The following is a 20,034-nucleotide window of genomic DNA, read 5'->3' as shown; positions in this document are numbered from 1 at the left end:
CTCAGCTCCCCTGGCGCCGCGGCAGCAGGCGCCCGTAGAGCGTCTCGCTGGCCAGGATCACGACGAAGATGATGCCCTGCAGCACCACGACCGCCGCATCGGGCAAGTCCAGCCGGCGTTGCAGCAGGCCACCGCTGGCGCTGATCCCTCCCAGCAGCACCGCAACGGGTATGATCGCCAACGGATTGTGACGCGCGAGAAACGAAACCAGGATTCCCGAATAGCCGTAGCCGACGGCGAGCGAGGCGTTGGCGCGTCCCATCACGGCTGCCACTTCAACGGTGCCGGCCAGTCCGGCCGCCGCGCCGCCGGCGCCACAGGCGAGCAGGACGTAACGGCCGACATTCAGGCCCATCATGCGCGCGGTCTTGGGATTGCCGCCGATCACCTCCATGGCGAAGCCCCAGGTGGTGAAGCGCTGGAACAGGAAGACGGCGATGCAGGCGACGATCCCGAACGCCAGGCCCCAATGCACGTCCATGCCGGGAATGGTGCCGATCATGTTGATGTCGCCGATCGCCCGGGTGGAGGGTTTGTTGAGGCTCTCCGGATCGCGCAGCGGCCCTTCCACGAAATGATTCATAAGGGCGATCGCGATATACGTAAGCAGCAGGCTCGAGATCGTCTCGTTGACGCCGCGATACTGGCGCAGCGCACCGGCAAAGGCGATCCACAGCCCGCCGGCCAGCATGCCGGCGACGATCATGGTCAGCTGCACGACCAGGGGAGACGCTGCCGAGACGGCGACGCCTGCCGCTGCAGCCGCAACGCCGCCCAGCACCAGCGCCCCCTCGTTGCCGATGATGACCAGCCCCAGCCGGGCCGGCAGAGCGGTACAAAGCGCGGTGAGTATCAGCGGCGCCGCTCGCGTCAGCGTGTTTTGCCAAGAGAACCAGGTGCCGAAGGCACCCTGGTACATCAGCGCAAAAGCCTCGAGCGGATCGACGCCGGCATAGATCGCCAGCAGCAGGCCAAATATGACGGCCGATGCCAGCAAGGCCAGCGCGGGGACCGCAATCCTCTCCAGGATCGCCCGCATGTTGTCGCGCGCCGACGATGAAGCCGGCGCCGTCACGAGCGCAGCTGGAGGGGATTCAAGCGCGACTTGATCCTTCGGACTCATCACCCCTCCGACGCCTTGGCGATCATGTTCCGTTTGGTCGGGAAAAGATCGTGCCGGGCTCGTTCGTCTACGAGGTCGAACCGACGACGCCCTCGACCAGATAGTTCATGCTCTCCAGCGCCGGGTCGGTCTGGATCTGGCTTGTGCCGGCGGTGATGACGGTGTTGCCCTTGTTGTCCTTGAGCGGACCTTTGAAGATCACGAAATTGCCGTTCAGCATTTCGAGCTTCACGGCGTCGGCTTTGGCCTTGGCCGCGTCCGACACCGCGGGGCCATAGGCCGAGGTGCGCACGAAGCCTTCCTTCAGGCCGCCGCGCACGAAATTGGCGGGGGCCTTGCCGGCCTTCATCGCCTCGACGAAGCCGGTATAGACACGCTCCCAGTTCCACTCTGCGCCCGTCAGGTAGCCCTTGGGGGCGAGCTTGGCCTGGTTGGTGTGGTAACCGCAGGTATAGATGCCGGCGCGCTCGGCCGTCTCGACCACGACCTTGGGCGAGTCGACATGGCAGGTCACGACATCGACGCCTTGGGCGATCATGCTGTTGGTCGCCTCGGCTTCCTTGACCGGCATCGACCAATCGCCGGTGAAGATCACCTGCGTGCTGATCTTGGGATTGATGGATTGGGCGCCCAGCGTGAAGGCGTTGATGTTGCGCAAGACCTGCGGGATCGGCTTGGCGGCGACGAAGCCGAGCTTGCCGCTCTTGCTCGTGGCGCCGGCGACGATGCCGTTCAGATACTGGCATTCGTCGATGTACCCGAAGTAACTGCCCGTATTGACGGGATGCTTGCCTTCCTGCCACAGGCCGCCGCAATGCCGGAACTGGATCTTCGGGTTCTTGGTGGCTTCCTTCAGCATGTACGGGTCGAAGTATCCGAACGACGTCGGGAACAGCAGCGTGGCCCCGTCGAGGTTGATCATGCTTTCCATCGTCTTCTCGACCGCGACCGTCTCGGGTACTTTTTCTTCCTCGACGATCTTCACGCCTGGCATCTTCTTCAGGACGGCTGCCGCCTCGGCATGGGCCTGGTTGTAACCGTAGTCGTCACGCGGCCCGACATAGATGAAACCGATCACAAGTGGCTTCTGCGCATGAGCCGTTCCGGCGAGACCTAGAGCCACCGCGCTCGCGCTGCTGGCCAACAGGGTCCGTCGGCCGATAGCGAACTTGTCGATCATGATTATTCCCCCGCGTTCCTGAACCCGGCCAGTGGCGGCCGTAAAGATGGTCGCAAGGGCTGTGCCATCCGCTGAAAAGTCGGCCTTTCCGCTGGTTCTTGCGAAAAAGCTGGGCAATTGCGCTGGATTCCGTGGGCAGGGCTGCGCGTTGGGTAATCCTTTCGGATCTCGTGGCGTGCATTAATGAGCGCCAAATTGTATGCAATTTCCGCTGTTTGCATTCTTTTTGGGCATATATAATGCAAGTTGCGGTGTTTGGCCCTCTTAATGCATGCAGCACCTCCATGAAGATCCTCCGCCCGGACATGCAGGCCGAAAATCCGACCCTGACCGAGAAGCTGGCCTCGGCGATTGCAGATGGAATTCTGAACGGTGCCTTGGCTCCGGGATCGCGCCTGGATGAAATCTCTCTCGCTCAGCAGCATGGCGTGTCGCGCACGCCGGTGCGCGAAGCGCTGCGGCAGCTCGCCATGAGCGGGCTGATCGACATGCGGCCCCGAAAGGGAGCGGTCGTCTCCAAGGCGACGCCGGAGGAACTCGAGAGCCTGTTCGTCGCCATGGCCGAGATGGAAGCAACCTGCGCCCGGCTCGCCGCGATGAGCATGACGCCGATCGATCGGCGACGGCTGCAGGCGCGCCACGAGGCCATGACGACGCTGGCCGCGGCGGGCGATCCCGACGCATATTCAGATGCCAACAACGCCTTTCATTCGGCGATCTATGCCGGGGCGCACAACGCGCCACTGGCCGAGTTCACGCTCGGATTGCGGCGGCGTCTCGGCCCCTTCCGTCGGGCCCAGTTCCGGATGGAAGGGCGATTGACCCGCTCGAACCAGGAACATGAAGCGGTGGTCCGTGCGATCCTCGCCGGCGACGCTGTGGCCGCACACGCCGCGATGATTCACCATGTGAGCCTGGTAGAGGATGCCTATGAGGCCTTTTCTGCGATCAACGCCGCCTGAAAGCTGGGCTCATCCGTTGAGCGAGAAGGGAAAGTACTTGGCGTTCAGCTTCTTGTAGGTGCCGTCGCCAATCATCTCGCTGAGCGCCTTGTTGAATGCCTCCCGCAGCTTCACATCTTCGCGCCGTATGCCGGCGGCGACGCCGATGCCTAGCGTCGGCGCATCCTTGATGTCCTGCCCGACGAGTTCGCAGCACTGACCCTCCGGCTTCTGCGACCAGAGCCAGAGCTGCGCCTTGTCGCCAAACACCGCATCCACCTCGCCATTGGCGAGAGCCTGCAGCTCGTCGGCGACCGACGCGTACCGTTTGATCTGCGCCGAGCGCCGGAAGCTCTTGTCGACCCAATCGGCATGCGTCGAATCCTTCTGGACGCCGATACGCTTGTTGCGCAGGAGTGACGGCGGGCCGTCAAAGGGGGCACCCTTGGCGGCGATGAACGCGCCCGGAGAGAGGTAGTAGCGACGCGACATTCCAAGCCGCCGGCGCCTCTCCGGCGTCACTTCGAGAGAGGCCATGACGATATCGAATTTCTTTTCCACCAGCCCCGGTATCAGATCGTCCCATTTGGCGGCGACGAATTCGCACTCCGCCTTCATGCGCTGGCAGATCTCCTGGGCCAGATCCATCTCGAAGCCGGCGGGCAGGCCTTTGCGATCGAGATAGTTGAACGGCGGATAACTGCCCCAGGTCGCGATCGTCAGCTTGAAGGCCGGCGCGGGGAACGGCGATTTCGGCGCTGCCGGCTTTGCCTGGGCTGCCGGCTTGGTCTGGGGAACGGGCTGCTTCGTGGCCGGCTTGGCGGTTTGGGCCATCGAGCCGCTTGCCAGCATGACCAGGCCGAGGGCGGCCAATACCAGACGCTTCATGAGATCAACCGCCCGAGAACGGCATTGAGGCGCTGCCGGCCGGCCGCAGTCGCTCGCAGACGGATGGCATCGACCTCGAGGAATCCGGCTTCGACCAGGGGAGTGAGCCGGGCTTCGCCCAGCGCCTCGACGGGATCGAGACCGGCCATTGTCGCAAAGGTGCCGCGGTCGATTCCCTCGACCAGTCGCAGCCCCATCATCAACGCTTCCTCCACGCGATCTCGCCCGATTATATCCGTCACTTCCGCGGTTCCATGACCTGACCGCTCCACCGCTTCCAACCAGGCCTCTGGGCCGCTCGTGCGCCGGGTCGCCCGCTTGGCGTTCCCGGCGGCAAAGCGTCCATGGGCACCCGGCCCGATACCGACGTAATCCTGATAGCGCCAATAGATCAAATTATGGCGGCATGCGGCGTCCGGGCGGGCATGATTTGAGATCTCGTAGGCCGGCAGTCCGGCTGCATGGAGACGGGCCTGCGTCTCCTCGAACATCTGTGCGGCCGCGTCTTCGTCGGGCAAGGCGAAGCTGCCCCGCGCGTGATCGATGAAGAAGCGCGTGCCGCGCTCGATGGTGAGCTGATAGACGGACATATGGTCTCCAGCCAGCGTCAGGGCGCGCTCCAGCTCTTGAGCCCAGGCTTGCGCCGTCTGGCCGGGACGGGCGTAGATCAGGTCGAAGGAGAAGCGCGGGAAGTGGCGTCGCGCTGTCGTGAGCGCGGCTACGGCCTCATCGACCGAATGCTGCCGCCCCAAGAAGCGGAGCGCCTCCGGATCGAGCGCCTGGACTCCCAGCGATACGCGGTTGACGCCCGCCTGGGCCAAGGCTGCGAAGTTTCCCGCTTCCACCGAGGTCGGATTCGCCTCCAGCGTGACCTCGATATCAGGAGCGAGATCCCACAACTGCCGAACGCGGTCGATCAGGGCGGCCACCGTTGCCGGTTCCATCAGCGAGGGCGTGCCGCCGCCGAAGAAAATGGTCTGCACCTCGCGATCCGGCGCTTCGCGGGCGGCGTGCTCGAGTTCCGTCAGGAGAGCGGCTCGCCAGCGCGTCTGCTCGATCGCCTCCCGCACATGGCTGTTGAAATCGCAATAAGGGCACTTTGACTTGCAGAACGGCCAATGAACGTAGACGCCCAGCGGCGGGGAGCTCATCGAAAGCAGGCCTCGACAAGCATCTTGAAAGCCCGACCCCGATGGCTGATCGCGTTCTTTTCGTCGTCGGTCATCTGCGCCGTCGTGCGCTTCATCCCAACGGGCTGGAAACAGGGGTCGTAGCCGTGACCGCCCAGGCCGCGCGGCGGCCAAATGATCGTGCCGTCGAGGGTGCCATGGACCAGCTCGACATGCTGGTCAGGCCAGGCGAGAGCCAAAACGCAGTGAAAGGTCGCGGTCCGGGCGGTCTCCGTATCGGCGACGCGCCGCTTGGCGAATTCCTCCTGGATGCGTTTCATACCGACCATCGGATCGCGCGTCGGTCCTTCCCAATCGGCCGTGTACACACCCGGTTGGCCACCCAATGCGTGGACGCTCAGACCGGAATCGTCGGCGAGGGCCGGCAGACCGCTGGCTTGTACCGCCGCCAGGGCTTTGAGGGTCGCGTTCTCTTCGAAGGTCGTGCCGGTTTCCTCCGGCGCCGACAGGCCGAGTTCGCCGGCCGACACGATCTCCACCCCAAAAGGATGGAGCATGGCGCGGATCTCGCCCGCCTTACCCCGATTGTGGGTCGCCACGACCAGCTTGGGGAGGGAGAAATGCCGGGCCATCAGGCCTTTCCGATCGCAAGCCGCTGCAGCTGCGTGAGTTCGCCGATGCCCTTCTTTGCCAGCGCCAGCAGCTCGTGGAATTGCGCTTCGCTGAACGGCTCCTGTTCGGCCGTGCCCTGAACCTCGACGATGCCGCCGGCTCCAGTCAGAACGAAATTGGCATCCGCCGCAGCCTGGGAGTCCTCCGGATAATCGAGATCCAGGACCGGCGTTCCCTGCCACAGCCCGCACGAAACAGCGGCCACCTGGCCCGTCATGGGATTGGCCGTCAGTTTGCCTTGCTTGATCAGCCATTCGAAGGCGAAGTGCAGCGCCACCCAGGACCCGGTGATGCTGGCCGTACGCGTACCGCCATCGGCCTGAAGAACGTCGCAGTCGATGTTGATCTGACGCTCACCCATGGCGGTCAGATTGACGACGGCGCGCAGGGACCGGCCGATCAGCCGCTGGATTTCCTGGGTTCGTCCGGACTGCTTGCCGCGGGCCGCTTCGCGATCGCTGCGGGTGTGGGTCGAGCGGGGTAGCATCCCGTATTCGGCCGTCACCCACCCCCGCCCAGTATTGCGCATCCAGGGCGGCACCTTCTCGTCGACCGAGGCGGTGCACAGGACATGGGTATCGCCGAACTTCACGAGACAGGAGCCTTCAGCATGGCGGGAAAAGCCAGGCTCAAGGGAAATCTTGCGAAGCTGGTCGGGCGCGCGGCCGGAAGGGCGCATGGGTGACTCTCCTACAATGCGACAGGGCTTATGACCAAAGCCGGCGGTGGGAACAAGTTCTCGGGTTTCCGTTCAATCAGTCGTGCGAGCGGATCATCCAGCCGCGGCGGCGGAAGCCGGTCTTGATCAGGGAGACCATCATCATTCCCTGAACGACCACGATGGCGGGCAGGCCGACGACCAGTGCCAGGAATTGCTGAAGGGGGGCGATATAGGACGTAATGCCCAGAAACAGGACTGTCCCCACGGCGAAGGCGAGATTGATGGCCACCGCCTGCAGGACGCTGCCGTAACCGACCCAGCGGACATAAGCCGCCCCGAACAGCCCGGCCCAGATATAGGACAGACCGTGGACGACGACAGATCGTTCGGTCTTGGGATGTTCAAATCGATAACCGCGCAGCAGCACGGCCCGTTTCTACACGGAAACGGGCAGCGGAGCGAGAATTGCCCGCGTTGACCGGACTGGCGGGCCTACCTACATTTTTTCCATGACTATCCAGCGTCTCGGATTGCCGGGCGGTGTCATTGCGGACGCCAGCCCGGTCCAGCGTCCGGCGACCTCGGTCGCGGAACTGAATGAACGGGCGCGCGAAGTGCTGCGCCTGGTGGTCGAGAGCTACGTCGAGACAGGCGAGCCGGTCGGTTCGCGGGCCTTGACCCGCCGGATCACCGAAACGCTGTCTCCCGCCACCATACGCAACATCATGGCGGACCTGCAGGATCTCGGGCTGTTGTACGCCCCGCATACATCGGCGGGCCGACTGCCGACGGAGGCGGGATTGCGCCTGTTCGTCAACGGCCTGCTCGAGGTCGGTAACATCTCCGAGCAAGAGCGGGAAAGCATCGAGGCGCGCTGCGCCGCAGTCGGCCGCAGCATGAATGAAGCGCTCGAGCAGGCAACGAGCCTGCTGTCCGGCCTGTCGCGCTGTGCCAGTGTCGTCATGGCACCCAAGACCGAACAGCCCCTCAAGCACATCGAATTCGTCAATCTTGGACCGGGCCGCGCCCTGGTGGTGACCGTCACGCAGTCCGGCCAGGTCGAGAATCGCCTGATCGATACGCCACCCGGCATGCCCGCATCCGCGCTGGCCGAGGCCAGCAACTATCTTAATTCGCGCCTGAGTGGCCGCACCTTCGAGGAAGCGCGCCGGCTGATCCTCGAGGATCTGCGGCTGAAGCGGGCCGAACTGGATGACCTGACCGCCCGGGTGATCGAGTCGGGCCTGGCGACCTGGGCCGGCGAGCCGGGCGGAGCGCTCATCGTGCGCGGCCAGGCGCGGCTGCTCGAGGACATCACGGCGATCGCCGATCTGGAGCGGGTCAGGTTGCTGTTCGATGCGCTCGAGCGGGGCGAAAGCTTCGCGCGCCTGCTCGAACTGGCCAACGGTGCTGCGGGCGTCCAGATCTTCATTGGCGCCGATAACCCCATGTTCGCCAACACCGGCTGCTCGATGGTGGTGGCGCCATTTCGCGATTCGCAGGAGCGGATCCTGGGAGCCATCGGCGTGATCGGCCCGACGCGGCTGAACTATGCCCGCATCATCCCGCTGGTCGACTACACCGCCCGCACCATCGGCCGGATGGTCGGTTAGCCCACAACATCTCGGCTAGGCCCAGCCTCGCCGTCTTGGACAGCTACCAGTCCCTTTCGTCGAAATCCTCGAACTGCTTCATGTCCTCGTCGCCGTTGACGGGGGACAGCGCGGTTTCCGCCTTCGGCAATGACAGGACGCGCAACCTGGTCTCGGGACTGATCAGGGGGACGATTTCCAGGAGGTCGTCCCGCCCGAAGGCGACGCAGCCGCGGGTCGGGCTCAGATCCGGGCGCGCGATATGGAGGAAGATCGCGCTGCCCCACTCGCCTTCCGGCGGGTCGTCGTTATAGCCGACCACGACAACGAGATCGTAGAGCCCGTCTTCGCGCCACATCTTCTCGTGGCTCCACTCGTTGGGAATGCGAACCAGGCGGTTGTAGGAGGGCGCCCTCGGATCGTCGCACCAGCCGTCATGCTCTGTGATGGCGCGGGCCGGCAGGCGAACCTTGGGCAGCACCAGCCGGTCGTTGCGAAAATAGATCCGCCGTAACGGGAATATTCCGGCCGGCGTGGCGGCATCGCCTTCGACCTTGTCCTCGCGGACCCCGCCTGCCCCGAGCACGCAGCGCCAGCGGTGGCTTCCGAGCGTCGCCCAGGCGAGCGCGGAATCGGCGGAATCGGCCTGAACGACAAGGGTCTGGGTCAAATCATCGGCATCTGACATTGAATCGCGCTCCTGCCGCCTTCATAAAGGCACGCCTTCGAGGGAGAAAGTTATGGCTTACGTTCTGCCGCCGCCGCCGACCGTTGGCGTCCCGGTCCACGGCACCAGCGATCTGTTTCCCGTCCGCCGCATCTTTTGTGTCGGCCGCAACTATGCTGCCCATGCTCGAGAGATGGGCCATGACCCCGACCGCGAACCGCCCTTCTTCTTCACCAAGCCGGCCGATGCCATCGTGATTTGCGCCGACCCGAAGAACCCGACCAAGGTCGCCTATCCGCCGGCCACCAAGAACCTCCATCATGAGATGGAGCTTGTCGTTGCCATGAAATCCGGCGGTGCCGACATCCCGGTCGACAAGGCCCTCGACCATGTCTTCGGCTATGCCTGCGGCCTCGACATGACCCGCCGCGACCTGCAGAACCAGGCCAAGGACATGGGCCGTCCCTGGGACATGGGCAAGGGCTTCGACCAATCGGCGCCGATCGGCGAAATCTATCCGGCGAGCCGGATCGGGCATTTGTCCAAGGGCACGATCCAGCTCGATGTGAACGGCAAGACACGCCAGAAGTCCGACCTCAACGCACTCATCTGGAGCGTGCCGGAGACGATCTCCTATCTGTCCGGCTTGGTAACGCTTGCCGCTGGCGACCTGATCTATAGCGGCACGCCCGATGGCGTGGCCGCCGTGGTCAAGGGCGATACGCTGGCCGGCTTCGTCGAAGGCTGCGGCACGGTCACCTGCACGCTCGTCTGACCGCTTATTGGGCCGCGAGCCGCCGGCTCGCGGTCCGTCAGAGCTGCTGCGCCCTGAAGGTGTCGCAGCGATTCATGTCCCCGCTCTCCAGGCCGCGCTTGAACCAGCGGACACGCTGGGCGCTGGTTCCGTGCGTGAAGCTGTCGGGCACGACCCGACCCTGCGTCTGTCGTTGCAGGCGATCGTCGCCAATGGCGGTCGCGGCCGCGAGTGCCTGATCGATATCCTGCTCGTCGATCATCCGGCCGCCGCGCTCCTGGTTCGCGTGGCTCGCCCATACGCCCGCCAGACAGTCCGCCTGCAATTCGACCCGGACCGACATGGCGTTGGCGTCGCGCCGGCTCATACCGTCCTGCACGCGGGCGACCTTGCCGGTGATGCCCAGCAGGTTCTGCACGTGGTGGCCGATCTCGTGGGCGATCACATAGGCCTGCGGGAACTGGCCGGGAGACCGGAAGCGGCTGGCCAGTTCATCGAAGAAGGAAAGATCGAGATAAACGCGCTGATCCCCGGGGCAATAGAACGGTCCCATTGCGGCTTGGCCCGTGCCGCAGGCGGTCTGGGTGGCGTCGCGATAGAGCACGAGGCGTGGCTGTCGATACTGGCGGCCAATCTGCTGGAACAGATCGCCCCAGACATCTTCGGTGCTCTTGAGGACGCGGGAGACGAATTTCACCTCCGGGTCCGCGTCCGTTGCCGGCCGCGAGGCGGTGCGGGACGGGCTCGGCGCCTGGACATAAGTGCCGCCGCCGGACAATCCGCCCAGCAGCGAAATCGGATCTATGCCCAGGATCAGCCCGATGACGACGATTGCGATCAGGCCGAATCCGCCCTTGAACAGGCCGCTTCCGATCGGAATCGGAATGCCCGGTCCGCCGAAGCCGCCGCCCAGGCCTCCCCCGAACCCGCCATCACCCCGGCGGTCTTCAATATTGCCGCTCTCATCGCCATCCATCCGCATGGCAGCGTCTCCGTCATCTACCTATATTGGCGGCGATGAGTCTCACCATCGCCACCTGGAACATCAATTCGGTGCGCCTGCGCATCGGCAACGTCGAACGGTTTCTGAAGCTCCGCAAGCCGGATGTGCTTTGCCTGCAGGAGACCAAATGTCCGGACGAATTCTTTCCGCATCAGGCCTTCGAGGCGCTGGGCTACAAGCACCGGCTGATACAGGGGATGAAGTCCTACAACGGCGTCGCCATCCTGTCGAAGGTGCCGTTCACCGCGACCAAGATCCATCACCGGTGCGGCAAGGAGGACTGCCGTCATATCGAGGCGGCTCTCGATACCGGCAACGATCCGATCCTGATCGACAATCTCTACATTCCCGCCGGCGGCGACATTCCCGATCCCGGCGTCAACGACAAGTTCGCGCACAAGCTCGAGTTCTACCGGGAGATGGCCGAGTGGTTCGCCGAACGGCGGCCCAAGCCGCGAATGCGCAAGGGACTGCGTCGGATCGCGGTCGGCGATCTCAATGTGGCGCCGCTCGAACATGACGTCTGGAGCCACAAGCAGCTCCTCAAGATCGTGTCGCACACGCCCATGGAAGTGGAGCTGTTCGGCAACATGATGGCGGCCATGGATTGGATCGACGTGCCGCGACGCTTCGTACCGGAGAACGAGAAGCTCTATTCGTGGTGGAGCTATCGCAATACCGATTGGCGCAAGTCCAACCGCGGACGCCGGCTGGACCATATTCTGGCGACGCCGGCCTTGTCGTCGGCGATCCGCAGCCATCATATCGATGTCGACATGCGCGATTGGGAGCAGGCTTCCGACCATGTGCCCGTACTGGCGACGTTCGATGTCTGATCGTTCGCGGTCCGGCACCGCTTTTGAAAAGGGCGAAAGATGACGTTCCTCGGAATCCTTCTGATCGGTCTGCTGATCGGCCTGATCGCACGGCTGCTAACGCCCGGACCGACACCCCAGGGCATCCTGGTGACCATCGTCATTGGTATCGCTGGTTCGGTGCTCGCGACCTATGGCGGCCAGGCGCTCGGCTTCTATCATGCCGGCGAGACTGCCGGTTTCATCGGCTCGGTCTTCGGCGCGATCGTGCTGATCGTCCTCGCCCGCCTGTTCAGCGGCCGTTAACGAACCCGGTAGAGGAAATAGCGATCCGCAGGAACGCCCGGCGGCTCGGGCAAGCGCTCCCACCGCGGCACCTTGAGAGACTGGTTGGCGAGCACATAGCCGCCGGAAGCCGCGAGTGCGTCAAGCGCCGGGCCGAGCCATTCGCCCATGGCCACGTTGGCAGCATGATCTCCGGTGCCCAGGTCGGTATGGATCAATGCTGCGGTAGCACCCAGACGGGCCGCTGCGCGTGGAATGGACTCGCGTGCTTCGCCGAGAAAGAGATGGTCCTCCGGCGGGATACAGTCGGGATGGGCGGCGACCTGCCGTTCGAACACGTAGATGTCGCGGCCGGGAAAGAGCGTGCGCAGGTGATCGTAGGTTCGGCCATTGCCGAGGCCGACTTCGAAAATGGGACCGGGCAGGCGATCGATCTCGGGCTGGAGGAAGTTCAGGCAGTCGCGCTGCGCTTTCATGCGCGCGATGAAACTGTCGAGGCGGCTCATGGAGGATCGTTCAGGCGGCTTTGGTGGCGGCGCGAAGTTTCTGATTCGTGTCCTCGAGGCGGTGCGCCAGCTCGCGCATCATCTCGATCGCCATCTGTGGGAATTCCGAGACCAGTCGATAGAACATATCCTTGGAGATCTTCAAGGTCGTCAACGGCTCGCGCGCACGGATGGTCGCGGTACGCGGCACGTCGCACAGGATGGCGATATCGCCGACGAAACTGTTCCTCCTTAACTCGGCGACCCGGATCTGGCCACCGGGCGTTTCCAGCAGCACATCGGCCGTGCCGCCCAGAATGACATACATGGCGTCGCCCACATCCCCCTGATGGAACAGCTCCTGGCCTTCGGCGTAGTGCATTCGTTCGCCCGTGAAGGCGATCAGCTTGAGTTTGGCCGGTTCGACCTTGGAGAAGAGTGGCACACCCTTGAGAATCTCCACTTCCTCGTTGAGGTTCATCGTATCCTCCTGACCCCGCTTCCCAACGCCCCACTTTGCCTGTTGCCCGCTAGGCCTGTTGGACGAGCTCGCAATAGAGCCCGCCTTTCGACTTGAGCTCTTCCGGCGCGCCGTGGGCGACGATCCGACCTCCCTGCATCACCAGAACCCGGTCGAACTTTTCCGCCTGGCTCGGTCGATTCGCGATCCAGACCACGCCCCGACCGTCTTTCGTTGCCGCCAGGATATTATCGCGAATGCGATCCTGGGTACGTCCGTCGAACACTGCCACAGCTTCGTTCACTACCAGAAATTGTGGTCGCTTGATCAGGGCGCGGGCGATTCCGAGTTTCTGGCGCTGGGTCGCGGGGAGCCGCTTGCCGGCGACGCCGACATTGTACTCCAGCCCGACCTCGATCACCGAATCGCGCAGACTGAGTTCGGTGAGGACCGTGGTGATCAGAGTGACGATCCGGGCCTCGGCCTGGGCCTGGCCATAGACGAGACGGCCAAACAGCACATTGTCCTGCACGGTGGCGGCGCTGTTGTAGCGGGCAAAATCGTAGAACTCGACCGCGCCGCGCAGGCTGTCCGGCAGGTGGGCGGCAAACTCGCGGCGGGCTGCCAGCAGCCGCTCCTCCATGGCCGCATCGATCAGACCCAAGCGGTGGCGTGCCTCGATGTAGCGCAGCGGGAGCGTCATCAGCCTCGGCCGATCGGCCTCGGGCACGGCCTCGACGCCCTTGCCGCCCAGTCTTTGCAGCAGCAGGCGGACATTGGGCAGTTCGTCGGCGGAGATGAAGCTGTATTGCTCGAACAGCGGGTTGTCGGGCGACAGGCCGGAGAAGAGTTCGACCATGGTTTCCGCGATGGAAAGGCCCATGCGGAGCAAATCCTGGTCCAAACCCGTATCCTTCAGGACCGACAGCATGTAGGCATTGGCGGCCAGATTGTCGCCGTCGAACTCCCGGCCGACCGGCGTGCCGAACAGCAGGTTCTCCGCCACCGACAGGTTCTTGTTGTACTTGTCGGCGTTGAAGGGCTCGATCAGACCCGCATATCCCGGATCCTGCAGGCGGCCATGCAGCGCCTTGCGGGCGGCCAGAATCTTCTCGGCGAGGTCCGGGCGGCGCATGCCGTCGATCGCGCCACGTAAGCCCAGCGAATATATCTCCTCGTCGAACTCGACCTGCTTGAGGACATCGACGACGCGCGGCAGCAGATCGGCCGGACCGGTGGCGCCCGCGAGTTCGTAATCGATCCAGTCGGCATTGGGATCGAGCACCGGATTGCCGGCTCGCGCCGTCTCGCGCCAGAAAGCCTCGCGAACCGCTCGCGTTTCCTCGTCGTAGGTCGCGGGCTTCACCGGGCGATGCTTGAGGCCGAACAGCAGATTGTCACGCACCGACAGCGGGAAGAGATAAGTCTCTTGGCCGATATAGCCGGCCCGTGAACCAAGGACGTATTCGGGAATCTGGAAGAAGTCCTGACCGTCGATCCGTATCGATCCGCTGCTCGGCAAGGTCAGGCGGCCGAGCACCTGGCCCAGCACGTCCTTGCCGGAACTCGCCGCACCGATCACCGCCAGCCTGGTATCCGTGGCCAGGGTCAAATTGACGGAGTCGAGCTGCTTGACCCGGCCGTCGTCGGACACCGTCACGCTGGACAGGACGAATTCGTGGCCGAGAGATGGCGGCGGTCCGTCGGGCAAGGCCTGCAGTTCCGGCGGCATCATGCCTTCGGGTTGGAACTGGTCGATCACCTGCTCGTACTTGATCTGCACGTCCTGACGCTGCTGATCCCAATCGATCAGCTCCTTGATCGGCGACGGCAGGTCCTTGTAGGCGAGCAGGACGCCGACGACCGCGCCGACATCCATCTTGCCGGTGATCGCGAAGTAGCCACCCAGCAAGTAGATCGCGAACGGCGTCGCCTGGGACAGGATGTTGTTCCAGAACTTGGCGACGAACTTCTTGTTGTAGAGATCGAACCGGATCTTGAAGATATGGCCGAGGCGCTCGGAGATATCGGCGCGCTCGTAGTTCGATGCACCGTGGACATGGATCTCGCTCACGCCGTCGGCGGTCTCGGCAATGCGGCCGGCGAGCAGGCGGGCTGAAATTTGCCGTTGCCGCCCGAGCACCAGGACTGGTTTGCGCAGGCGTGGCACGATCACCATCTGCACCCCCAGCAGGGCGATCACCACGAGGCTGAGAAGCAGGTTCTGCATCATGATGAAGGCGATCGCCGTCAGTGCCTGACCGCCTAGGAACATCGGCTGCACGAAGGCGTCGCCGATGAAGCCGCCCAAGGGCTCGACCTCGTCCTTGATCATGGTCGCCAGCTCGGCCTGCTTGACCTTGCGAAAATGCGCCGGCGGGAAGCGCAGGATGCGATCGTAGAGCTCGAAGCGCATGCGCCGCAGCATGCGCTCGCCCATCCGGCCCTTCTGGGTGTTGATCGTCTTCTTGAACTCGCTGTTGATGATCACCGCGACCAGGAAGACGAAGCTCATGACCACGAGATACTGGAGCTGATCGACCCGGAAGCCGTTGAGCAGGCGTATCGTGCCCCCTAGGAAATCCGGCAGGGGGATGTCGATCCTCAGGATGCGAACGTCCGCTGCCGCTTTGAAGGCAATGCCGGTGATGCCGTTGTTGACGATCGACTTCGGCACGCTGAGCGACAGGAAATAGAAGACCTGGGCCAGAACCACGAGACCCAGAATGACCAGCTGCTCGGGCCTGCTGTGCCGCCAGATATATGAGAAGAGGTTGCGCTGCATCGAGCCCCGAGGTGCAATCGCCCTGTAACACGTATATTCGATCAGTCCATTGATTACATTCGATATTTTTGAACCGGGCGGTGGGGGTTCGCGCTGGCCTCCGCTTATGGCATAGTCGGACGGAAATCCGGTCGGGGCAAACGCGCAACGGCCACGGGGGAGATCGCGTCGTATGCCCGCCAGCAGCCGGTCAAAGCGTGTGCTGCTCTACAGTCACGACTCTTACGGCCTCGGCCATGTCAGCCGCTGCCGCACGATCGCCAATGCCATCGTCGAGGCCGACAACTCGATCTCGGTCCTGATCATATCGGGATCGCCCGTGATCGGGTCCTACGAGTTCCGTTCGGGCATCGATTTCGTGCGTATCCCGGGCATGGTGAAGCAGATAACCGGCGAATATGACGCCGCCAATCTGAGGGTTGGTGCCGACCATACGCTGGAGATTCGCACTCGCATCATCCGTGACACGGCCGATATCTATCGGCCGGACCTGTTCATCGTCGACAAGGAGCCGCTGGGCCTGCGCGGCGAGGTGGTGCCGACCCTGGAGCTGCTGAAGGGTCGCGGCACGCCTCTGATCTACGGTCTGCGCGACGTGGTGGACGATCCAGCCCAGCTCGCGGTCGAATGGCAGCGCAAGAACGTGATGCCGGCCCTGCGTGATCTCTACGACGAGATCTGGGCCTATGGACTGCCGCAGATAAACAAGCCCCTGGCCGGGCTCGAATTGCCGCCATCGGTCCGCCACAAGACCATCTACACAGGCTATTTGCGCCGCGATCTGCCGCTGCATGCGGACATCCCGCACGAAGTCGAGGAGATCAACGGTCCGTTCATCCTGGTCACGCCCGGCGGCGGCGGCGACGGCGAAGATCTGGTGGATTGGGTCGTATCCGCCTACGAGACCGATCCGAACATTCCTTATGGCGCGGTGATCGTGTTCGGCCCGTTCATGTCGGCCACGGCGCGCGAAGCCTTCAAGGAACGGGCCGCCAGGTTCCCCAACATCCGCACCCTCACCTTTACCAGCCACCTGGGTGTCCTGATGCAGCGGGCGGCGGGCGTCGTGGCGATGGGCGGCTACAACACGTTCTGCGAGATACTGTCCTTCGACAAGCGGGCCATCATCGTGCCCCGCACGCGGCCCAGGCTCGAGCAGTTCATCCGCGCCCGGGCGGCGCGCAATCTCGGCCTTGTCGAGATGCTCGATCCCGGGAAGGGACGCGATCCACACGTTATGGCGACGGCGCTCCGGCAACTCCCGCAGCAGGGCTTGCCGAGCGACGTCATCGTGCCCGGGCTGCTCGACGGCCTCGGTAATGTGTGGCGTCTCGTCGCCAAGCAGCTCGCCCGGCCGCATCGTGGGCCGGCGCCGGTCGACGCGCCCGAAACGCCATCGCCGACTACTCCGGCATCCGATGGCTTGGCGGCGCGCAGCAAGCTCTAGAACAATCGGTGTTTCATGACAGATGGAAATGACGCGCAGATCGCGGTCGTAGTGAAGTGTTGGCCGCGTCTGTCGGAGACCTTCATCGCGCAGGAAATGGCGGGACTGGAGGCGCGCGGACTCAAGCTGGTCATCTACTCGCTGCGCCTGCCGACCGATCCGGCCATTCACCCGGTTCATGCGCGCGTGAAGGCGCCGATCGTTTATCTGCCGGAATACTTGAAGAACGATCCGCTGCGTGTCCTGCGCGCATGGTGGAAGGCGCGCAAGCTGCCCGGCTATCGCGCCGCGCGTGCCCGCTTCCTGCACGATCTGGTGCGCGATCGCACGCCCAACCGGATAAGGCGGTTCGGCCAGGGCCTGGTGCTGGCCGCCGAGATGCCGGCGGGTATCAAGCGCATGTATGCCCACTTCATCCATACGCCGGCCTCGGCGACGCGCTATGCCGCGATCATGCGCGGCCTGCCCTGGAGCGCCTCGGCCCATGCTAAGGATATCTGGACCAGCCAGGAGTGGGAGCTGCGGGCCAAGCTCGCCGATATCGATTGGCTGATCACTTGCACCCAATATGCCCTGGGCCGACTCAAGGAGCTGGTGTCCGATCAGACGCGCCTGCGCCTCGTGTATCATGGTCTCGATCTAGCCAACTTGCCGATGCCGCCAGCCCAGCGGTCGCGGCGCGATGGGTCCGATCCGAAGGATCCCGTTGTGATCCTGTCGGTTGGTCGCCGGGTCGCGAAGAAGGGTTATGACGATCTGCTGGCGGCGCTCGCCATGCTGCCCAAGGATATCAACTGGCGCTTCGAACATATCGGTGCGGGCGTGCTGGGCGATTCCTTCGAGCATATGGCCGAGCAGCTCGGCATTGGCGACCGTTGCGTGTGGCATGGCGCGCGTCCCCAGGCCGAAGTCTTCGCCGCCTATCAGCGCGCCGATATCTTCGTGCTGGCGAGCAAGACGGCCGACGATGGCGATCGCGAGGGCATGCCCAACGTCCTGCAGGAGGCCGGCTATCAGCGCATGGCCATCCTGTCGACGCGCTCGGCCGCGATCGGCGAGTTCATCACCGACGGCGACAACGGCCTGATGGCCGATCCGGCTGCTCCCGATCAGCTGGCCGCCGGACTGGAGAAGCTTGCTCGCGATCCCGATCTGCGCGCTCGGTTTGGCATGCGCGCCAACGAAGTGGTGCGGACCCGCTTTTCCTACGAGGCGGGCGTGGACTGGATCGCGCGCTCTCTGGCACTGCCGGCCCATGCCGACCTCACGCCCCAGATCGAGATTCCCGAGGCGCGCGCGGCGGAGTAGGGATGTCGCGTGATCCTGCGCGGCTTTTTCGAGCCGGACGAAGACGATAGCCGGAGAGGGCGCTATGCGCGTGCTGTTCCACACGCCGCTGAAACCGCCCGATAGCCCCATTGCCTCGGGCGATCGCGAGATGGCGAAAGGATTGGCGCGGTTGCTGCGGCGGTTGGGTCACCGGCTGGTCGCGCCGCTGGGCAGTCGCGTCGCCCCCGGCATTCCGGATCCCGAGGCCCATCTCGATCTCGAGCGGCGCGCTCGCGCCCAGGCGATGCGTCTCGTGACTCGATGGCGATCGCTTCCACCTCGCCATCCCGAACGCTTCGATCTGTGGTTTACCTATCACTGCTGGTACCGCAAGCCGGACTGGCTGGGGCCGCTGGTGACGCGGGCCCTTGGCATTCCCTACGTGATCGCCGAGGCCTCTCATTCGGTTCGTCGGGCGCAGGGCGCCACCCGTCTTGGCCATCGCGCCGTGGAGCGGAGCTTAGCCGCTGCCGATCTCGTGCTGACCCTAAATCCGCGAGATGTGCCCGGCATCAGGTCCCGGCTACAACCAGGCGTACACCAGATCTTGCTGCCGCCCTTCATCGATACGACGCCCTACCGCGCCGCGGCGACGATACGCTCGAAGAACGAGCCGCCGCTCCTGCTGACCGTCGCCATGATGCGGCCGCGCGACAAGCTCGATTCCTATCGCGTGCTGGCGCAGGCCTTTTCTTGGCTGAGCGATCGGCCGTGGCAGGCTCTGCTGGTTGGCGATGGCGGGGCTCGCCGAGAGGTCGAGGCGTTGATGGCGCCGTTCGGGGCGCGCGTCCGGTTCGCTGGCGCCGTTCCGCATGCGCAGTTGCCGGCGCTGTACGCCGCCGCCGACCTTTACCTGTGGCCCGCCGTCAACGAAGCCTATGGCATGGCCTTTATCGAGGCCCAGGCCGCCGGCTTGCCGGTCGTGGCTGGTCGGACGGGCGGCGTGCCCGCTGTTGTGGCCGATGGAATTTCCGGTCTGCTGACCCCGGTCGGGGATGCCGCGGCCTTCGCTTCCGCAGTCGCGCGCCTGCTCGATGATCCCGGCGAGCGCACTCGTCTTGCCGCTGGAGCGGCACGCCGGGCTCTGCAGCACCACGATGAGAAGGCAGCGGCGCACAGACTCGCCGCTGCGCTGGAGTTGGTGCGATGAGAGGGATCTTGTTTGCCGTCCTTCGTCATGCCCCGACAACGTGGAACGAAGGCCGACGCCTGCAGGGTATGACGGATGTGCCGCTTAGCGCCGAGGGCGAAGCGATCGCGGCGTCCTGGACGCTTCCATCGCCAATACACGGCTGGAGGCGCTTTTGCAGTCCGCTCGCACGCGCCCGCCGTACGGCCGAACTGCTCCAGCCCTCCGCCGTACCGGTCGTCGATCCGCGTTTGCGTGAGATGAGCTTTGGAGCCTGGGAAGGGCGCACGGTCGCCGAGCTGCGTATGACACTGGGGGCGACTTTCATCGATGCCGAGGGCCGCGGGCTCGATTTCGAACCTCCGGGGGGCGAGTCGCCGCGAACAGTCATGGCCCGGCTCGGCGAGTGGGCATCGGATATAGCCGCAAGCAGCGAGCCGGCGCTGGCAGTCTCGCACAAGGCCGTCATCCGCGCCTTTCTCGCCCTCGCCACGGGCTGGGACATGACCGGACGGCAGCCGATAAAGCTCGATTGGCAGAAGCTTCATCTGTTCCGGGCCCATCGCGATGGCCATGTGACTCTCGAACAGGCCAACGTCGACATGGATCGCGCATGACCCGCCGGGTCTTCTTCTACGTCCAGCACCTGCTTGGCATCGGTCACCTGCGGCGCGCCGCGATCGTTGCG

At 64.3% G+C, this 20,034-nt stretch carries 21 protein-coding genes; 9 read left to right on the top strand and 12 right to left on the bottom strand.

Annotation, left to right across the window (positions count from 1 at the left end):
* Position 1 precedes the first annotated feature (1 nt).
* Together B5D62_RS16700 and B5D62_RS16695 are read right to left on the bottom strand one after the other, a co-directional pair.
* Positions 2-1,123, bottom strand: coding sequence for an ABC transporter permease (locus B5D62_RS16700; RefSeq protein ID WP_419188788.1), 1,122 nt, complete (start codon positions 1,121-1,123; stop codon positions 2-4).
* A 67-nt stretch (positions 1,124-1,190) separates the two neighbouring features.
* The gene (locus tag B5D62_RS16695) at positions 1,191-2,303 is read right to left on the bottom strand and encodes a BMP family ABC transporter substrate-binding protein (RefSeq protein ID WP_085935039.1); all 1,113 of its coding nucleotides are present in this window, start codon (positions 2,301-2,303) and stop codon (positions 1,191-1,193) included.
* Positions 2,304-2,473: 170 nt separating this feature from the next.
* On the opposite strand from B5D62_RS16695, the gene B5D62_RS16690 reads away from it, so the two are divergent.
* Positions 2,474-3,265 carry a GntR family transcriptional regulator gene (locus B5D62_RS16690; RefSeq protein WP_231714834.1) on the top strand — a complete coding sequence of 264 codons (792 nt, stop codon included), beginning with the start codon at positions 2,474-2,476 and terminating at the stop codon, positions 3,263-3,265.
* 9 nt (positions 3,266-3,274) lie between these two features.
* On the opposite strand, the gene B5D62_RS16685 is transcribed toward B5D62_RS16690, so the two are convergent.
* The 5 genes from B5D62_RS16685 to B5D62_RS16665 all read right to left on the bottom strand — a co-directional run bounded on the left by B5D62_RS16685 (position 3,275) and on the right by B5D62_RS16665 (position 7,022).
* Complete coding sequence (locus B5D62_RS16685) at positions 3,275-4,132, bottom strand: transporter substrate-binding domain-containing protein (protein ID WP_085935038.1); 858 nt, start codon at positions 4,130-4,132, stop codon at positions 3,275-3,277.
* Positions 4,129-5,283, bottom strand: a complete 1,155-nt coding sequence (gene hemW / locus B5D62_RS16680; RefSeq protein ID WP_085935037.1) for a radical SAM family heme chaperone HemW — start codon at positions 5,281-5,283, stop codon at positions 4,129-4,131. The genes B5D62_RS16685 and hemW overlap by 4 nt, the downstream gene beginning before the upstream one ends.
* Positions 5,280-5,894 carry an RdgB/HAM1 family non-canonical purine NTP pyrophosphatase gene (rdgB, locus tag B5D62_RS16675; protein WP_085935036.1) on the bottom strand — a complete coding sequence of 205 codons (615 nt, stop codon included), beginning with the start codon at positions 5,892-5,894 and terminating at the stop codon, positions 5,280-5,282. The genes hemW and rdgB overlap by 4 nt, the downstream gene beginning before the upstream one ends.
* The gene (gene rph / locus B5D62_RS16670; protein ID WP_085935035.1) at positions 5,894-6,613 is read right to left on the bottom strand and encodes a ribonuclease PH; all 720 of its coding nucleotides are present in this window, start codon (positions 6,611-6,613) and stop codon (positions 5,894-5,896) included. Before rph ends, rdgB begins: the two co-directional genes overlap by 1 nt.
* Before the next feature lie 76 nt (positions 6,614-6,689).
* A complete protein-coding gene (locus B5D62_RS16665; protein ID WP_085935034.1) occupies positions 6,690-7,022 on the bottom strand; it encodes a hypothetical protein in 333 nt (110 codons plus the stop codon).
* A gap of 82 nt (positions 7,023-7,104) precedes the next feature.
* Between B5D62_RS16665 and hrcA the strand changes: the two genes are divergently transcribed.
* Complete coding sequence (hrcA, locus tag B5D62_RS16660) at positions 7,105-8,208, top strand: heat-inducible transcriptional repressor HrcA (RefSeq protein ID WP_085935033.1); 1,104 nt, start codon at positions 7,105-7,107, stop codon at positions 8,206-8,208.
* 43 nt (positions 8,209-8,251) lie between these two features.
* On the opposite strand, the gene B5D62_RS16655 is transcribed toward hrcA, so the two are convergent.
* Positions 8,252-8,875 carry a L,D-transpeptidase family protein gene (locus B5D62_RS16655; RefSeq protein WP_085935032.1) on the bottom strand — a complete coding sequence of 208 codons (624 nt, stop codon included), beginning with the start codon at positions 8,873-8,875 and terminating at the stop codon, positions 8,252-8,254.
* Between the two features lie 52 nt (positions 8,876-8,927).
* Between B5D62_RS16655 and B5D62_RS16650 the strand changes: the two genes are divergently transcribed.
* The gene (locus tag B5D62_RS16650) at positions 8,928-9,629 is read left to right on the top strand and encodes a fumarylacetoacetate hydrolase family protein (protein WP_085935031.1); all 702 of its coding nucleotides are present in this window, start codon (positions 8,928-8,930) and stop codon (positions 9,627-9,629) included.
* 37 nt (positions 9,630-9,666) lie between these two features.
* Here the strand turns inward: B5D62_RS16650 and ypfJ are convergent, their stop codons facing one another.
* Positions 9,667-10,590: a KPN_02809 family neutral zinc metallopeptidase gene (gene ypfJ / locus B5D62_RS16645; protein ID WP_085935030.1), complete on the bottom strand. Its 924-nt coding sequence runs from the start codon at positions 10,588-10,590 to the stop codon at positions 9,667-9,669.
* 35 nt (positions 10,591-10,625) lie between these two features.
* Between ypfJ and B5D62_RS16640 the strand changes: the two genes are divergently transcribed.
* The gene (locus tag B5D62_RS16640) at positions 10,626-11,447 is read left to right on the top strand and encodes an exodeoxyribonuclease III (RefSeq protein WP_085935029.1); all 822 of its coding nucleotides are present in this window, start codon (positions 10,626-10,628) and stop codon (positions 11,445-11,447) included.
* 39 nt (positions 11,448-11,486) lie between these two features.
* Positions 11,487-11,732 carry a GlsB/YeaQ/YmgE family stress response membrane protein gene (locus tag B5D62_RS16635; protein WP_085935028.1) on the top strand — a complete coding sequence of 82 codons (246 nt, stop codon included), beginning with the start codon at positions 11,487-11,489 and terminating at the stop codon, positions 11,730-11,732.
* Here B5D62_RS16635 and B5D62_RS16630 read toward each other — a convergent pair.
* The 3 genes from B5D62_RS16630 to B5D62_RS16620 are packed head-to-tail and all read right to left on the bottom strand — an operon-like array spanning position 11,729 to position 15,441.
* Positions 11,729-12,217: a class I SAM-dependent methyltransferase gene (locus B5D62_RS16630; protein ID WP_085935027.1), complete on the bottom strand. Its 489-nt coding sequence runs from the start codon at positions 12,215-12,217 to the stop codon at positions 11,729-11,731. The genes B5D62_RS16635 and B5D62_RS16630 overlap by 4 nt on opposite strands.
* A 10-nt stretch (positions 12,218-12,227) precedes the next feature.
* The gene (locus B5D62_RS16625; protein ID WP_085935026.1) at positions 12,228-12,677 is read right to left on the bottom strand and encodes a cyclic nucleotide-binding domain-containing protein; all 450 of its coding nucleotides are present in this window, start codon (positions 12,675-12,677) and stop codon (positions 12,228-12,230) included.
* 49 nt (positions 12,678-12,726) lie between these two features.
* Complete coding sequence (locus B5D62_RS16620) at positions 12,727-15,441, bottom strand: ABC transporter ATP-binding protein (protein ID WP_085935025.1); 2,715 nt, start codon at positions 15,439-15,441, stop codon at positions 12,727-12,729.
* Positions 15,442-15,613: 172 nt separating this feature from the next.
* Here B5D62_RS16620 and B5D62_RS16615 point away from each other — a divergent pair, with 172 nt between their 5' ends.
* From B5D62_RS16615 to B5D62_RS16600, 4 genes are all read left to right on the top strand, one after another.
* Positions 15,614-16,888 (top strand): glycosyltransferase family protein, encoded by a 1,275-nt coding sequence (locus B5D62_RS16615; protein WP_085935024.1) that lies wholly within the window; start codon positions 15,614-15,616, stop codon positions 16,886-16,888.
* A 15-nt stretch (positions 16,889-16,903) separates the two neighbouring features.
* Entirely contained in the window at positions 16,904-18,196 is a 1,293-nt protein-coding gene (locus B5D62_RS16610; protein ID WP_085935023.1) for a glycosyltransferase family 4 protein, read from the top strand.
* A 64-nt stretch (positions 18,197-18,260) separates the two neighbouring features.
* Positions 18,261-19,367: a glycosyltransferase family 4 protein gene (locus B5D62_RS16605; protein WP_085935022.1), complete on the top strand. Its 1,107-nt coding sequence runs from the start codon at positions 18,261-18,263 to the stop codon at positions 19,365-19,367.
* On the top strand, positions 19,364-19,963 hold the full coding sequence (locus tag B5D62_RS16600; RefSeq protein ID WP_085935021.1) for a histidine phosphatase family protein: 600 nt from the start codon (positions 19,364-19,366) through the stop codon (positions 19,961-19,963). Before B5D62_RS16605 ends, B5D62_RS16600 begins: the two co-directional genes overlap by 4 nt.
* Positions 19,964-20,034 lie beyond the last annotated feature (71 nt).

Origin of the sequence: Enhydrobacter aerosaccus, assembly GCF_900167455.1 — a bacterium.
In the GTDB taxonomy this organism is placed as follows: Bacteria; Pseudomonadota; Alphaproteobacteria; order Reyranellales; family Reyranellaceae; genus Reyranella; species Reyranella aerosaccus.
Note: the sequence above shows the minus strand (reverse complement) of the source record. Positions and strands in the feature narration are given on the sequence as shown.